This window comes from Proteiniphilum sp. (assembly GCF_034927365.1).
Classification (GTDB): domain Bacteria; phylum Bacteroidota; class Bacteroidia; order Bacteroidales; family Dysgonomonadaceae; genus Proteiniphilum.
Genome location: NZ_JAYFQD010000013.1, coordinates 291,142 through 307,843, shown reverse-complemented (window position 1 = coordinate 307,843; position 16,702 = coordinate 291,142). Strand labels below are relative to the sequence as shown.

Annotated in this window: 10 protein-coding genes; 1 reads left to right on the top strand and 9 read right to left on the bottom strand. The window is 44.9% G+C overall.

All coding sequences use genetic code 11. From position 1 onward, the window contains the following. Position 1: 1 nt before the first annotated feature. The gene (locus VB073_RS10150) at positions 2 to 2,056 is read right to left on the bottom strand and encodes a DUF2264 domain-containing protein (protein ID WP_323404054.1); all 2,055 of its coding nucleotides are present in this window, start codon (positions 2,054 to 2,056) and stop codon (positions 2 to 4) included. Between the two features lie 315 nt (positions 2,057 to 2,371). Between VB073_RS10150 and VB073_RS17455 the strand changes: the two genes are divergently transcribed. Further along, positions 2,372 to 2,485, top strand: coding sequence for a putative collagen-binding domain-containing protein (locus tag VB073_RS17455; protein WP_416349536.1), 114 nt, complete (start codon positions 2,372 to 2,374; stop codon positions 2,483 to 2,485). A gap of 159 nt (positions 2,486 to 2,644) precedes the next feature. On the opposite strand, the gene VB073_RS10145 is transcribed toward VB073_RS17455, so the two are convergent. The 8 genes from VB073_RS10145 to VB073_RS10110 form a co-directional block, all read right to left on the bottom strand. Next, positions 2,645 to 3,943, bottom strand: a complete 1,299-nt coding sequence (locus tag VB073_RS10145; RefSeq protein ID WP_323404053.1) for a class II aldolase/adducin family protein — start codon at positions 3,941 to 3,943, stop codon at positions 2,645 to 2,647. A gap of 95 nt (positions 3,944 to 4,038) precedes the next feature. Next, positions 4,039 to 5,307, bottom strand: a complete 1,269-nt coding sequence (locus tag VB073_RS10140; RefSeq protein WP_323404052.1) for a zinc-binding dehydrogenase — start codon at positions 5,305 to 5,307, stop codon at positions 4,039 to 4,041. A gap of 55 nt (positions 5,308 to 5,362) precedes the next feature. Beyond that, entirely contained in the window at positions 5,363 to 7,363 is a 2,001-nt protein-coding gene (locus VB073_RS10135; RefSeq protein WP_323404051.1) for an SDR family NAD(P)-dependent oxidoreductase, read from the bottom strand. A gap of 21 nt (positions 7,364 to 7,384) precedes the next feature. Continuing rightward, complete coding sequence (locus VB073_RS10130; protein WP_323404050.1) at positions 7,385 to 8,512, bottom strand: hypothetical protein; 1,128 nt, start codon at positions 8,510 to 8,512, stop codon at positions 7,385 to 7,387. A gap of 167 nt (positions 8,513 to 8,679) precedes the next feature. Continuing rightward, the gene (locus tag VB073_RS10125; protein ID WP_323404049.1) at positions 8,680 to 11,139 is read right to left on the bottom strand and encodes an alpha-ketoacid dehydrogenase subunit alpha/beta; all 2,460 of its coding nucleotides are present in this window, start codon (positions 11,137 to 11,139) and stop codon (positions 8,680 to 8,682) included. A 235-nt stretch (positions 11,140 to 11,374) separates the two neighbouring features. Then, on the bottom strand, positions 11,375 to 12,727 hold the full coding sequence (gene lpdA / locus VB073_RS10120; protein ID WP_323404048.1) for a dihydrolipoyl dehydrogenase: 1,353 nt from the start codon (positions 12,725 to 12,727) through the stop codon (positions 11,375 to 11,377). A gap of 211 nt (positions 12,728 to 12,938) precedes the next feature. Further along, the gene (locus tag VB073_RS10115) at positions 12,939 to 14,318 is read right to left on the bottom strand and encodes a dihydrolipoamide acetyltransferase family protein (RefSeq protein ID WP_323404047.1); all 1,380 of its coding nucleotides are present in this window, start codon (positions 14,316 to 14,318) and stop codon (positions 12,939 to 12,941) included. A 285-nt stretch (positions 14,319 to 14,603) separates the two neighbouring features. Then, positions 14,604 to 16,520 carry a hypothetical protein gene (locus VB073_RS10110; RefSeq protein WP_323404046.1) on the bottom strand — a complete coding sequence of 639 codons (1,917 nt, stop codon included), beginning with the start codon at positions 16,518 to 16,520 and terminating at the stop codon, positions 14,604 to 14,606. Positions 16,521 to 16,702: the final 182 nt, after the last annotated feature.

Genomic DNA, 16,702 nt, shown 5'->3' with positions numbered 1-16,702 from the left:
TTCAGCATCTTCTTCTTCCATCGATATCTTGAAAATCAACTTTAAATATCTTATTATCAGATAGGGTAATAGTCGCGCCCAATGTGGAATAATTTTTGGTAACATATTTTATATCAATATTCTTTATTGGGTTCAACTCCTCTTCGGTCCAATCACTGTCATCCATCTTGTGTAGCATAACTGTCACGATTAATTCCATAGGGGGATTCTTCTCAAGGCATTTTTTTCGGGCAAATATAACCGTACTTTCATCTGCTTCTGCATTCCGGTTCGAATGAACAAGGCTTTCAAGTTGATCCCAACCTGTATAAGATATTAAAGCTAGGCTCCTACCTTGAATAGAAGCTGTTATTACTTTCCTCTCACCCTTCTCAAACTGTTTAACTACTGCATTTTTTCCATCCAAATGAGGTAAACCATAATGTCCGAGAGTAATTTCGTATTCAAAAGCCAGGCGTGTACGGTCTACCCTGATAACTCCCTCTGGAATAGCGATTTCTGCCAAGTCGAGAATGTATCCAACCCCGTTGTTAGGAGGCTTGCGCATTATAGCTTGACGGTATAATATGTCGTCAATAACTCCATTGAACACCATACTTTGTGAAATCGTGAATTTTTGATTTTCCAGCGCGTCATTGTCAATAGTGAGCCCGGTAAGGTAAAAATTCACATCATCTCCTCTCAAGTCGCGGGGATCCAGGCTACGGTAAGAGTATTCCATGGCAGTACCTCCGGAAGGATCATGATCTTCCCATGGAAAATGTGTATTATAAGATAACTTTGAGTAATTTGGATCATCGTAGTACACCTTTCCTGGAATTATCTCTGAGGTTCCTGTTTTTCCATGGTTTACCAACACGAGGCCCGGATTCTCAAGAACCAATTTATTAGAGTCATTGCCAAGGGATTCCCAGAGTCCATCGTTTTCCTTTGCTGTCCAGAAGGGCGAATTCTCAGGAAGTGCCAGGCAAATAAAAGGAAGGAACATTAAAAATGGACTTCCGGCGCAACTGTAGTTTTGCACCATATACTCCCTCTGTCCATAAAATCCCAAACTGGGAATTTCATTGTAATAAAAATCTTCACGTGTTACGAACTGCAATAAGGAGCCTGAGCAAAGACGCCTCGCCCATCCCGGATCCAGTAATTCCGGGTTTTTCAACATAAACGAGACCGGGAAAGCCCCTGAAACCCAAGTCCGGTAACAGATACTCCGTGACCACATGTTTATATATCCATCACGACCAAAAAAACCGGGCAATGACTTCATGAGTTGCTGTGCAGACCTTTCTATTATCTCAGCAATTTCGGGATAATATTCGTCTCCGAATGTTCGATTCCATATAGTTGTATAGACAATAAAAAGGCTGATTGAATAATAATTATAAGTTTGTTCCAAATACCACCCATTCCCTGAATGGTAAGACGCTATCCATAGCAAATGACTTTTTAATAGCTCATCATCAATTTCATATCCATATTTCTTTAAAAAGGAAAGTGCTATAATGTTAAAAATACGCCAGTTGTTTTGTGTAGTTCGGTGGTGAGCCCATTTTGATATGCATTCAACCATCTCATTTTTTTGTTCTTCAGTATAGTGTGTCCAGATGGTATCCGGCATCAGAAGTAATGTCTTGAATAATCCTCCAAACTCACAAGTGAATTGATAATTGGAGTCGGGCAGCTCATCCGGTAGCGGTATTGAATTGGGGTGACCGGGTGTAAAAGCCCTATAAAAGTGTAAAGAATAATAATCTCTTAATTTAATACCTTTGATCGTAGTGTCAGGATCAATATGTATCAGCGGACCTGCTAACGTGAATGTTCGTTCTAAAGCCTCAAAATCAGCTGCCCTATATCGCCACTCGGGTGCGTTTGGCTGAGGGTAAGTCTTACCCGGAACAATAGGAAAACTCATATGCTGATCCATGGAATCAACGTGAGAAAAAGCTCCCTCTAAAAGAAATTTTGCCAAATCAATGTAATGCTCTCTTGTCATACCTGTCATAGGGCTTAATTCTAGGTCAGGATTTGTTATTTCAAATTTTCTTTTCATTAGAATTACAGTAATTATTTTGTAAGTTCAAGCGTATCATTATTCTTTTCATTTATACAAAAATATAAGTTTATAGCATTAAAATAGGATACAATATTTGCATAAAAATATATTATATTTGCCATTAGAACGTCTATCTATGTTTTTACAGATAAACGGCACAACAGTCTTCAATAATTAGAGTGATTTTTATGAAAATAAGTGCTCGCATTGCCTGAGTTTGCAATGGTAGAGCCTTTTTGTCATCGAGTTCCATGATCAGATTACTAAATCCCATCAGGGATTTCTCAATTACAAGTGCCATGCTGATGACACATCATTATTTTAACGCCACAAACAGAGAATAAGAATTACACTATCATGACAAAAGGAGATGGATATGTATTCGTATACCTCCCACATGGAAATAGCGTAGAGGTATCACTATAGGATATTTCCGGAATAAAAAAATAAAACTTATCTGGTTTCACCCATTATAGGTGAAAATCGCAGAATAGGTACCAAAGCAACCAAAGGCTCTTTCGTGGCCAGTCCGCTGTCTTCAGGAAAAAACAACGACTGGATACTGATTATAGAATGACACTATTATCATTTTACATTAAATGCGATCCTCAGCTCATCGATCTCTTTATCACCCATTGGCTGTAAAGAGCCGATCGAGGAGGCCATCACAAGCGAATTAGCCGAAAATTCAGCTACTTCCAGATAGTCGAACGTACTCAGCAATTTATCACCTGTAACAAAGACGCTATCATTCTCTACGAGAATAACACGGTTATGATTGAACATTTTGGCTACACTATCCACGTCATTATAAATCAATCCAAAAGGTATAGATGGAACATCCTGCAGGAAGATCCAACTTTCGGGGATAGTACGTACATCAAATTTTGAGCCGCTCACAGCATGCGCCATCAGGTTCACCGACTGTGTACAGATAATGGAATTGATATGTGGATTCAATTGATAGATACGTTGATGGAGAGCTACCGACCTGCTGGGTGTTTTCCCTGCTTCAGCCATACCGTTTTTTATCTGGACAATATCACCCGGCACAATATCCCACCGCGCCACATTACTTGGAGTGATCAGGAAATCGTTGCCTCTCCAGCGTACCGATACAGTCCCATAAGTCGATATCATCATTCCTTGGTCGCAAGCCCGGCGGATAATATTCACCATCTCCGTACGAATTGCCCGTTCATCGGAAGGATGATCAATATCCATAAAATGGGAAATATTGGTCGGTAGGTGATTTACATATTGCGAAACCTGTTCATCACTTAGATAATTCACTTGCCCCAATCTTTTGGCATTTACAATGGTACGGCAACAAAACTCCAACGTCTCAAACCGCTGGTACGCATCCATCATATCGGTTCCACCCAGTACCACACCATGATTTTCCATGATCACCGCTTTATAGCGGATATCTTTGAATTCAAACGCGATCTTTTCGCCCAGATCCTCACTACCGGGAGTTCCATAAGGGGCGAAGCCTATATCACCACAAATATTATGGGCCTGCGGAACAATCTTTGTATCAGGTACGATACCAGCAATGCTAAACGCAACCAGTGCCGGCGGATGCGCATGAATGATAGCTGTTATTTCCGGTCTGGATTCATAGATAGCTCTGTGAAAGGGGAGTTCCGACGATGGCCTATGCAACCCGACAATGGTTCCATCCCTTTTTACCTGCATGATATCTTTGGTGGTAAGCGACCCTTTATCCACTCCAGAAGGGGTGATCCAGATATCACCATTTTTATCCCTGATGGAGATATTTCCCCCCGAAGTAGTGGTCATTCCTCTACTATAGATCCGTCCGATAATCACATTGATCTGTTCCACCGGATGCATCAAATTCACATCTAATTGTTTCATATTTTTCTTTTAGAACCAAGATCCAAGACACAAGATCCAAGACAATTGGGTTATTATTTCATTATTCTTATTATTCTCATTGGCACATTGGCACATTATTTATAATTCTCCAGCAGGAAATTTTCCGCTTCCACGCTCCATAATCCGTTATGCCGACTACAAATAACAGCCAGTTCCTTAAATAGCTCGTTGGTTTCACCAAGCTTTTCAAAATCGGATATCGGGGTAAGTGGCATATCGATATGCGTATAGATCAATTTCTTTCCTCCGGGAATATGAGGCAAGTTGTTCGTAGCATCGGCTACCGCGTTCAATCCACCAATATGGGTGATCAATCCTGCCGGATCAAGTCCTTTACCCATAATATCAAGCGCTTCCACCATATCATCGTTATTACCTCCACTGGTGCCCACAATATGTGTATAGGCATAGTGTACATTATAGAAGTTAAAGGTAGCACTGAAATTTGGATCACTGGGACCAGCGAAGAAATTCAAACAACCGTCGAATGCCAGGATAGCATCCCCCTGTTCTACTACCGGTTTTACCGGTGCAAAGACAAATACATCATCATACCCTGTATCACCACTGACAGCTTTCAATTCCCTCACCGGATCGTCCACCACTCCTGTATTAATATAACGGAGATCAATTCCCCTGGAAGCGGCAAACTCAACCGTATAAATTGAACCGGCCCTGTCCAGTCGTGTCTGGTCTACATCGGTCACCACCAGGAGCGATGGTTTCCGGTCTTCACGATGGAGAGCATAATTGATCGCTGCAAGCCCCATCGGGCCTACACCAGCAAGAATAGCCATCTTTCCTCCATCCACAATCTCCATCTTGTGTATATAACTGCCGGGAGTAGTATGATAGTTGGCATGCATCGCACCGATCACGCAGGAGAGCGGTTCTGCCAGCGACGCAGGATAGTAACCTTCACCGGTAAATTTCAATAAGCAATTCTGTTCCATCACTTCATTAGGAATAACCACATAGGTAGCATCACCGCCGATATATTTGTAGCTGTAACCGGGAGCGCTCAGGATACCCACAGGGCCATTTTCGTAGTAGAGTGCCGGCTGAATGGAGAACTTATCCCCTACCTTGAATTTATGTGCCCATTTAGAACCCACTTCCAGCAATTCACCGGCAAATTCGTGACCGATAATGATAGGATTCTCGGCTACATCATTGGGAATACGTTTATGATCTGTTCCCTGTGACGAAGCTTTGTAGGATGACATACACAACGAATCGGTCACCACCTTGGCCAGGATTTCATCCTCCTTAATGGTCGGCAAATCAAATTCTTCCAGACGCAAATCCTTCTTGCCATACAATCTCACTGCTCTTGTTCTCATTATTATATTATTTGTTTACATTCAAAACCTTATCACCTGTCCACCTATACACTGTCTAAGAAAGCATCACCTGTCCGCCGGTGATCGGCAACGCCTGTCCGGTCTCACCACACTGATCCATCAGGTAAAGCACTCCTTTCGTCACATCTTCGGGCGTACATCCTTTTCCCATAGGCACTTTCGATAGATAGAACGCTCTTACATCCTCTATTGTTTTGGCACCGGGCACTTTACCTGCCCTCAGGTACTGCACGAACAGGCCATTATCGGGGTCGCTCCAGAGAGGCCCTTCGTAGAAGTTGCCCGGGCAGACGGAGTTGACCTTTATACGGAATGGAGCCAGTTCCAGTGCGAAAGACTGGGTAAGTCCAATACCGCCGAATTTTCCTCCGGCATAGGCGAAGTTGGCTTTACTTCCTTGTAAGCCCGATTTGGAATTGATCTGGACAATGTCGGCATAGTAGTCGTCGGAAGCATATTCAGTTTGCAACTTCATTACCTTGCTGACAATCTTGGTGCAGTAAAAATAGGCACTATAATTGATCTTGGTGACGAAGTCGAAGTTCTCGGGTGTCATATCCTCCAGACCACCCGCACGCAATACGCCGGCATTGCTGATAAAACAGTCAATGGCCCCGAACTGGCATACGGTTTCGTGGACAAGATTTTCCAAGCTTGCCAAGTCGGACACGTTCGTCTTCACGAAGTAAGCCCTGTTACTCTTTGCCAGGCTGTTGAACCTCTCTGCCGTCGCCTTGCCCACCGCTTCATTGAGGTCGGCAATCACGATATTGGCACCTTCCTGCAACAGACAACGACCGATACCCTCACCAAATCCCTGAGCAGCACCGGTAATTACAATCGTCTTATGCTCGGCACGGCCGGCAGAAGCGCCGGCAGCCACACTACGGCGGTAGTTCTCTACCTCCCAGTTGTCGATAAAATCGATCTGAGGCTGTGTCATCGGATGTGGCCCTCCAAATGAATGTGCAAGATAGGCGATCTTCATCGCGTCTTCAAACACGTCGAGGATGGTATCACACTGCTTGGCGTTGTCACCGACAGCCACCAAGCCGATTCCTTTAATCACTATCACCTTGGGTTGATAGCCCTGTTTCGCAGTAAAGGCAGGTATCACTTTCACAGCCTCTGCCAATACTGTTTCGGGTGTCTCATCATTCAGGAAAATATAGTTCGATTTGCAATAGACGATGGCATCCGGTGTAAATGGTTTGGCAATATCCTGCTGTTTTTGGGGGCTATCGTAGAAATATTTGATCAGTTCGTTTTTCCTTACTTTCAACGTCTTTAACCCGTCGCCCGACAACATCATACGGAGTGCCGGCACAATCTGTCCGGTACAAGTGCAGGTATCTCTTTCACCTATGAGTAGCGGTGTAGAAACAGCCTCATCTATTTTTTGATGGATATCGGCATAGATAGCTTTTATCTCTACAATGGTGTTTGCAGCGACAAAGATGCCGTGATTCTGCAACCAGATCACTTGCGGTTCTTCGCTGTAGGCTTTGCGGTATTCCTGGATACGGTCGTATACCTTCTTGAACAGCACATACCCCGGATCAGTGTATTCAACATACAATGCCTTTTCGCCGAAAAGCCTTTTCAGGTCGGACTCCGCATTTTGTGCGCACATCAATCCGTTTACTGCCGTAGGATGCAGGTGTACTACAAAGGGGTAATTGATCACATTATGCATCGATGTCTCCACCGAAGGGCGCTTCCCTTTGGTAAGGGTAGCCTCTGCCAGATCGTTCTTCACCTGCTCTTCCCGCTCTGTCGGATCTGTACTATACACTTTCTCCGACATGTTGTTGAGCTTGCTTCTGTCGAGCACGGCAAAGCCCTCCCCGGTAATCGTTGCCAATGCAGCACCACTGGCCTTCACCCATATCTTCTCTTTATTCTTATAGGATGTATTACCTCCACCGGCAATTACATAGCGGCTATCTTGACCGTAAAACCGTGATATATATATTAAATCCCGTATTCCAAAAATATCATCCTCTGGTAAAAAGGCTTGAGAATACTGTTCCATCTTTATCTGTTTTTATAAGTATCAATTTGAAATAAGTTGATCTCCTAAGGATTCCAACTCATGCCGTTTAGAACGGTCGGCATCACCGGCTTGATCAATATACCCATTCAGGCCCTGCTTTACCAGATGCTGATGGGCCGCAATGACACAAGCTCCCTTGTAGTTGATTTCCATAAGTTTCGTGGTCAAAGGAGTTCCTCCGCTGGCGAACAGTTCGATGGGTTCCATTGCAGGCGTATTATGCTCACTGCCGAAAGTGACTACAAACCCCTGTCCGTAGAGATATTCCGCATATTTCTCCAAAAGCCGGACATCATTGCGCGTTGTGATGAACTCCACCGAATGGAATCCCCGTTCGGTAAGTTGCTTCGCAACCCGTTCGAGGTCATTTTCAAAGTCGGTATAATTCCCGTTCGCATCATCTGCCAGGAAGGGATAGGTCGGGATACCACCGGCGGCAATGATGATTTTCTGTACGGTCTCCATTGGCAGGAAAGCGGCAGGTTCTTCCGGTACAAATGCTGCCCCACCCGCTTTCAGCAGGTTGGCACGGATCTCGTTCTCCACACCGGCAACATTATCCACCGAGGATTTCAGTCCCTTTCCATCAAAAAGCTTTTCCAACAACTCTTTTATACGGGAAGCATCGTTATCGCAAGCATTGTAGACAGCTAACCTCAACGCTTTTGCCAGGTGGCGCTCACGGAGCTGGCCTTTGGTCAGTTCGTCCGCTATCTGCTGTAGGTCAAGGGTGAAACCACACTCTTTCTGTCGGAGCAGGTCGTTTAGTTTAGCGCACATCGCTTCCACCTGCCTATTGGCCTCATCCCGCACATGGGATAACATTGTTGCATAAGGTTCCTCCAACCGGAAAGGGTATGACAATCCTTTTCCGCTAAGATAGGTACGTCCGGGATTGGCGGGGTCATTCACTCGCAATCCTGCTTTTTGATCCTCCTCATTCAAACTGATAAACTCGATCCCAAAAAGCGGGTAAAGATGTCGCTTGGCACAACCATCTGCCCACTCCCGATACCCCTCGGTAGTATAAAAATCATTTATACCTACCACTTTCACCCCCTCGGCAACCGCCCTGTCCAGTGCGTCATCCACATCGGAAAACGCACTGAACGAATACGGTGTATGCATATGTGCATTTACTTTCACCATTTGCAATCTATCTTATAAACACCATTCAACCAATTTACCCATTAATTATATCCCATCATTTCAAAATCCGGGCTACATCTCAATTGGCGCTACCTGTCCCGACTTGTCGGGATTAGTCACATTGGCATATTGGCACATTAGTCACATTAAACACCCTTTTTAGCTCTCCTGATAAATTCTGCATCTGTAAAATTCTGTACCGGAATATAATCCTTGAGTGGTTGGATCCGTTCGTTGATCATATCCAGAAACCAGCTTGGCTGCGGGAAGAACGACTCTTCAAGTTCGAATGCGGGAGTGATCCAGTTGCGTGAACCCAGCACACAGACGGGAGCATCGAGATAATCGAATGCAAGTTGACCGATATTGGCTGCAAGGTCGTTCAGGAAAGAGCCGCGCGCGGTGGCATCACCGCCGACAATAATTTTCCCGGTTTTCTTCACCGACGCCAACACCTTTTCATAATTGAATGGTACCAGTGAACGGGCATCAATTACTTCGGCACTCATACCGTATTTCTCTTCCAGTTCTTTCGCAGCTTTCAAGGCAGGATAAAGGGTATGTCCGATGGTCAGGAAGGTAATATCTTTACCCTCTTTCTTCACATCTGGCTCACCAATAGCTATTTCATAATAACCGGCAGGAACACCCCCTTGATGGAACTGCTCACCGATATCATAGATACGTTGGCTTTCAAAGAAAATGACCGGGTCTGTACCTTGCAAAGCGGCATTCATCAAGCCTTTGGCATCATAAGGTGTTACAGGGAAGCACACTTTCAGGCCCGGAATATGGGCTACCAGCGACGTCCAGTCCTGCGAGTGTTGTGCTCCATATTTCGATCCGACAGAAACACGTACCACCATCGGCATTTTCAGCACATTACCACTCATCGCCTGCCACTTGGGCAACTGATTGAAGATCTCATCTCCTGCACGCCCGATAAAGTCGCAATACATGATTTCCGGGATTACCCTTCCACCACACATCGCATAACCGATAGCCGTTCCTATGATGGAAGCCTCCGCAATAGGCGAGTTAAACAGACGGTGGTAAGGCAATGATTCGGTCAGTCCGCCATACACGGCAAATGCACCGCCCCAGTCACGGTTCTCCTCACCATACGCAATGAGAGAAGCATCCTTATAGAAACGGTCGATGATCGCTTCAAAAAGGCCATCCCGAAGGTGGAACTGTTTCATTTTGCTGAACGGTTTACCTTCGGCATCGAATGCAAAACGCTCCTTGGCTGCGATCTTCTTTACCCTCGGATTTTCTTCCAGCGGCATTAATACTTCCGGCTTGGCATCCGAGAAACTATCCACCGATCCGTCAGAGAACATCATATCACCAATCACATCCGGATTTTCCATCTTGGGCGAGATATTGTCATCGATCGCTTTGAGGAACATCTCATTGACCAGTGCACGTATATTGTCGGAGATTGAGTCAAGATCGGCTTGAGTAGCCACACCCGCCTGAATCAACTGTTCACCATAGCTGCGGATACAGTCCTGCGATTCCCATGCTTCCACCTCTTCTTTCGAACGATAGGAAGAAGCATCGGAAGGAGAGTGTCCGCTGTAACGGTAAGTAAGCACATCCAGTAACACCGGCCCTCTCTTTTCTTCGATGATCTTGCGTTTGCGCTTATAGGCATCGATGACGGCCAGCGGGTTGTATCCGTCCACCCGTTCGGCATGCATCTGATCCGGATTCACTCCGGCTCCAATACGGGCAGCAATACCATATCCCATGGTCTCACCACAGGTCTGCCCACCCATACCGTACTGGTTATTCATTATATTGATAATCACCGGAAGACCACCCTTCATGTCACCCTCCCAAAGTTGGTTGAATTGATCCATCGCAGAAAAGGTGATCCCTTCCCATACCGGACCGCACGCCATGGATGCATCTCCGATATTGGCCACGACCATCCCCGGTTTACGGTTCACTTTCTTGTACAATGCCGCTCCGACAGCTATATCTCCCGATCCACCTACGATAGCATTATTGGGATAAACACCAAAGGGTGTGAAGAAAGCATGCATCGATCCTCCCAATCCCTTATTGAATCCGGTCTTACGGGCAAAGATTTCAGCCAGTGTACCATACACTAAAAATCTCCTTGCGAGTTCCTTGACAGATCCTTCGAAATCTTTTTTCACGATCTCATAGATCGCACCATCAAAGAACTTCTCCATGATATCCTGGAGCTGTTGGTCGTCTAACTGGTGGATGGCCGACATCCCCTTAGCCAGAATCTCACCATGCGAACGGTGACTTCCGAAAATAAAATCATCCACGCTCAACGTCCAGGCCATACCTACTGCCGACGACTCCTGTCCGATGGACAGGTGGGCGGGACCGGGGTGGTTATAGGGCGTACCATTGTACTCTCCCTGAATCTTTATCAGATTAATCATCGTCTCGAATTCACGGATCAATACCATATCGTGGTAGATCGCTTTGAACTCCTCTGTGGTAAAATTTTCTTTTTCCTCTTTTATTGTTTTCCGGTACTGGTTGACAGGTATCGGTTGAAACTCCACAAACCCCGGTTTACGGGCTTCGCTCGGATCTATTAGTTGTACTTTGGGCATATTATATTGATTTGTTGATTTTAATCTATTGTTATTTGCGCTTCGCGTTATTCAATTGTTATTCATGCTTCGCATGTTATTCTGTTGTTATTCATGCTTCGCATGTTATTCGCTTCGCGTTATTCGGCTTCGCCGTTATTCATTCACTTCGTTCATGTTGTTTTCCACCCTGCGGGATAATTACCACCGAATTACAACTGAACAACTACCGAATAACTACCGAACTACTATTGAACTACAGAAACACAGTCTCCTTGATTATTTCACTGACGGTAGGATGCGGGAAAACCACCTCCTGCAGCTCTTTCAGGGTCATTTCCTGTTCAATGGCGATACAGGCGCCGTAAATGATTTCACTGACGGGATTTCCCAGCATGTGTACACCAATCACCTCGCCATGTTTTTCACCCACAATCACCTTGCATAATCCGCTTCCACCTTCGTTTTCAGCAACAAAACGTCCGGCATAAGCCATCGGCAACTTAAGAGCCTTATAGGCGATATTTTTTGCTTTGGCCGACTCTTCGGTCTCCCCCACTCCGGCCACTTCAGGATTGGTATAGACCACACCCGGGATGGCATTGTAACGCATGATATCGCTTCTGCCGGTGAGGTTGTTGACAACCACTTCACCTTCACGGCTTGCAGTATGGGCCAGCAAAGAAAAGCCGGTCACATCTCCGGCTGCGTATACACCCGGAACATTGGTCCGCATCTTCTCATCCACCTTGATGCCGCCTCTTACCAATTCAACACCCAGATTCTCCAATCCGAATCCTTGTGTAACAGGACGACGACCAACACTCAGAAGGATCTTTTCACCTTCTATCGTTTCGGTTTTTCCCTCTTTCTCAAAAATGACTTTGTGACCATCTACCTGAGTAACTTTTGCATTCAGATGGAAAGTAATCCCTTTCTTTGTGTATATATCGCGAAGCATGGCAGATATTTCGAAATCGAGGCCTCCAAGGATCTCTGGAAGCATCTCCACTACAGTAACCTTTGATCCCAGGCTATTATAGAAGCTGGCAAACTCCATACCGATCACACCACCGCCAATTACGACGAGTGATTCGGGACGTTCAGTCAGTTCCAGTATCTCACGGTTGGTGACGATGATCTCACCGGCCTCTTTCAATCCGGGTATAGGCGGTACGGATGCTTCCGATCCCGTACAGACAAGAAGATTTTTTCCAATATATTTTTCACCGTTACTGGTGATCTCAATCCCTTCCGATGAACGTCCGTTGATAAGAGCTTCTCCCTTTATCACTGTCACCTTATTGGCTTTCATCTTGCCTTCTACCCCAAGTACGAGTTTACGGACCACTTTCTTCTTACGGGAAACCATTTTCTCGTAATCAAAACGGATATTATCCCCAAAAACACCGTAGAGATCTCCATGCAAAGCATTTTCATAGGTCTTGGCACTATAAAGCAATGTTTTGGTAGGAATGCATCCTTCATTCAGGCATACCCCTCCCATCGACTTTTTCTCGAACAATACCACATTCAGCCCTTTATGTCCGGCCCGTTCCGCCGCTACATACCCGGCGGGACCACCTCCGATAATTAGTAAATCGTACATAATATTTTAATTTGTCAATGTGAAAATATGCCAATATGCCAATAATGCCTATAGACACACGGCTGGCTCCACATTTAATTATTATAAATTTTAATTTCAATAAATTAGCCTATATAGTCATTTTTTCAATTGATACTATTTGTCCCGATTTATTAGGATTGGCACATTAGTCTTATTGGCACATTGGCACATTAATTTTATTGGCACATTGTTAAACGTCCAATTCCATATTCTCAATTTCAACGGCAATCTGCTTCAGGAAGCGGGTCGCTTCTCCTCCATCCAATGACCGGTGATCGTAAGTAAGACTCAATCCGATAAAAGGAACAAAAGCATATACACCATCACCAATATCTTTGGGACGCGGCACGATTGTATTTACACCTAGGATAGCGGATTGTGGCAGGTTGATGACCGGCGTAAATATCTCCACGCCATAATTTCCCAGATTCGACACAGTAAAGGTTCCGGCTTCGGGAGAAAGGATATCCGGATTCACACTGCCATTCCTGCATGCAGCGGCAATTTCCTTGAACTGACGCGCCAAACCGGTAATGGAGAGGTCATCGGCATTGCGTACGACCGGCACCATCAACCCTCTCTCGGTATCTACTGCCAATCCAAGGTGTATCTTATTGAAGTACCGGATACTGTCGCCCAGAAAATGGGTATTCACGTTGGGGAATTTCTTCAGCGCCTTGATCACAGAGAAGCAGACCATGTCGTTCAACGTGATATTGACATCGAGCTTGCCTTCGTCCAGCATTGCTTTTGCTTTCTTTCTGAGCGCCAATATTTGTCGCGCATCTGCTCCCAAATGGTGGGTAAGTTGCGCCGAATTCTGCAGGGATGCATGCATCGAACGGGCGATAATCTTACGCATATTGGAGATCTTCCGATCTTCATAATCTTTACCATATATACTGTTCACCGGTACGGAAAGATCTGCAGCCCTGGCTGTTCCCGCAAGTCCTGTTCCCGCCGATTGAGGCATCATACCTTCTTCGGTCGCCAGTTTCTTCGCCAACGGTGTCATCTTTGGACGATCCTGCAACACCGACTGGACATCCTTCTCTATAATACGTCCTTTGGGACCGCTTCCGGAGAGGGAAGAGGTATCTACGGCATTTTTCCCTGCCAATTTCCTTGCACGGGGTGAAACAGGGCTTGCACCGGCTTGAACGTTCACAGGAGCTGCACCTCCGGTCCGTGCTGGAATTTCACCGGTAGAAGAAGCTTCTGTGGCTACTTCCACTATTGTCCCGGAGGAATGGGAATTACTATCAGTAATTGTCTCTTTCGCATCCTCTTTCGAGGCTTTACCCCCACCTAACAATGAAGAGATATCTTCTCCAGGTTGCCCGATCACCATCATATTTTCCAATACGGGCACCTCATCTCCTTCACCGTAGAAGCATTCGAGTACAACTCCCTCTGACGGGGCTTCTTCTTCAAATGAAGCCTTATCTGTTTCATAGGAAAAGAGGATATCTCCCTTTTGTACGGTATCACCTTTTTTCTTTTTCAGTTCGGTAATGATACAACTCTCTACTGATTGCCCTTGTTTGGGCATGATTACTACAACTGCCATTTATGCATGATTTAAGTATGCAAATATAGTGAAAGCCGGGAGAAGAATCAAGCTTTGTTGAGTTATTCCAAGGCACATCCTATATTCTGGAAATATACTAATTTTGATTACTTTATACTATTTCCGCAACAGCACTTATAAGCAGGCTTTTCTCCTCCTTATTTAGCTTCACGAAAAAGACCGGCAAATATAGGAAATTTGAATTCCCTATCGATTCAAAAATTGATCTTTCATATATTCTTTTTGACACAAGTTTTTTTTTAAATAAATCCTTTGGAGATATGCTCATTCCATTTTTATATGGCCACCGGCTGCGTCAGGGTTCTGCCGTAACCATATCCTATATAATTCAAAGAAAGTCGGAGCATCCAACAATTCAATGGAGGGATCGATCTTATACAGTTCATCCATTACTTCAACATACCAGGTAGGTGTCTTAAGGATATTCCTGAACCAATGAAAGGGTACCGGTCTTATTTTTATTCTTTCCAGCATGAGTTGGACAGCGGCTTTAGGGTCATCGGAAACAATATCATAGTCGGACCGCAATACCGGCATATCACCATGCAACAGGGTCAGAGGCACCTTTTGGGGTACAATGCCATTCGGACTGAAGGAAGCATAACAATCCAGCCCTTCTTTGGAGAGACCGGGGGCAGTTCCATCAATGACAAAGCCGGTGATGGTTAAGTCCCAGCGTTCGTAGTACGGTCTACAGTGATTTGCCCAGGTATCCAATCCAGACTCAAGGCCCGATTTCCTCGGTTCTTGCAACATCCCCGGCATAAGATAGCCGGCACCGTTATCGGCTGCGACAAAATAGTCATTAGGGGTCGCACTCTCCCGGTAATAATCCAGCGCCATCGGGATCCTGTTTTCCAACACCGGACTGATCGCCCACATCATAGGCACTTTACCCCTGTTTTTATCATCCCAAATAGAGGGCGTGCGTTGTACGATCCATGAAGAGGCATCATAATCACCCACATAAAATATAAAAAATTCTCTTCCTCTGAAATCAACTTTTCCCTCTTCATCCAGATATCCCCTGTGCTTCAACTCATCGATGGAGACGCTTCGTTGGGGATATTTCTCTTTCAACGGGAAATGAGTCCAGAAGGAAGCATTCGCCAAGGCACCATATCCGATCGCATCAGCATCCTTGAAAGCATTATAATCGCCGATTAATTTGGAGAACTCCCACTCGGTGGCTACATCTTCATGGATTCCACCTGCATGTTGCGTATATTTAAACGCCCACGACGGAAAACCACCGATATAGCACATTTTCTTTCCTTCATTAATCCGGTATGCCTCAGACAGGAACTCTTTCAGGGTCGCTAAATCAGCCCCTACCGGTTGATCGGGATCATCGGTAGCCGATTCATCGCCCCAGGGAGAAAGATCAAAGAAAAATGCTTTCTTGCTCACGAAGAAATCATGATTGGTAAGGGTATGATGATTCACCACCGTAGCCGTAGGTTTCTCCCGCCATTTCTGATCGATATAATAAGCCCCAAACTCTCCGGAACAACGATCACTCTTCATATAATTTTCGATAAACCATATATAAGGATCATTTTTCAGGGAGCCGGTCGACTTCCGGTTTGTTCCGGGGATAACACCATCACCCGTGAAAAGAGAGGTACCGTCTTCTTTGATCAGCCGTTCTTTCACTTTCAATTTTGGCCCATTGAGTACAATACGTGAATAGAGGCTGTGGGGGTCAGTATCATAACGAATAGCTATCAGATCTTCAATCCCAGCCACAGCAGAAGCCACATTACTTGTCGATGCGATGGATGAATCATAGAGTACAACGCCGTTGATATCCTTTTTATATGCCTCTATCAATTGTACAATATCCGGGTATACCACGGTATCTTTTTCATGCAGCCATTTTCCAGGCTCACGGTATTTATTCCACCAATAACTGTCTATATCCGTACCATGGGTAACAATATAATGAATAAATAATCTCGGCCCTTTTCTGTTTACAACCCCCTGTAAAGTGGCAACAGCATGGATATCATCCCATAAACTCTCAACCTGTTTGGTGTCTTTTAAATCATAAGAGAGGGTATATCTCAAATCATATAGCCCGATAGCATCTTCTTGCTTTTCTCTACAGGAAAGCAAAATAAATAGGATAACGAAAACAAGAAACAGCGCCTCTGCCAAATATCCGATTATTTTTCTCATTATTATTTTGATTTTGTCCCCATTAACGGATTAACCCATTCCACCGGATCGGAAACCTTTTCTACAATCTGTGAGTAAGATCCGGTAATCCAGATTGATATACATATAGCTAGTAATATTCTCATATAGTTAGAAGTTAGAAATTAGAATGAAGAAGCAGGACATAAGAGCCAAGATTCGGG

Excerpts from the sequence above, each read along its gene's own strand:
- VB073_RS10150 (WP_323404054.1), bottom strand. The coding sequence starts at position 2,056 with ATGAAAAGAAAATTTGAAATAACAAATCCTGACCTAGAATTAAGCCCT.
- VB073_RS10145 (WP_323404053.1), bottom strand. The coding sequence starts at position 3,943 with ATGAAACAATTAGATGTGAATTTGATGCATCCGGTGGAACAGATCAAT.
- VB073_RS10140 (WP_323404052.1), bottom strand. The coding sequence starts at position 5,307 with ATGAGAACAAGAGCAGTGAGATTGTATGGCAAGAAGGATTTGCGTCTG.
- VB073_RS10135 (WP_323404051.1), bottom strand. The coding sequence starts at position 7,363 with ATGGAACAGTATTCTCAAGCCTTTTTACCAGAGGATGATATTTTTGGA.
- VB073_RS10130 (WP_323404050.1), bottom strand. The coding sequence starts at position 8,512 with ATGCATACACCGTATTCGTTCAGTGCGTTTTCCGATGTGGATGACGCA.
- VB073_RS10125 (WP_323404049.1), bottom strand. The coding sequence starts at position 11,139 with ATGCCCAAAGTACAACTAATAGATCCGAGCGAAGCCCGTAAACCGGGG.
- lpdA (WP_323404048.1), bottom strand. The coding sequence starts at position 12,727 with ATGTACGATTTACTAATTATCGGAGGTGGTCCCGCCGGGTATGTAGCG.
- VB073_RS10115 (WP_323404047.1), bottom strand. The coding sequence starts at position 14,318 with ATGGCAGTTGTAGTAATCATGCCCAAACAAGGGCAATCAGTAGAGAGT.
- VB073_RS10110 (WP_323404046.1), bottom strand. The coding sequence starts at position 16,520 with ATGAGAAAAATAATCGGATATTTGGCAGAGGCGCTGTTTCTTGTTTTC.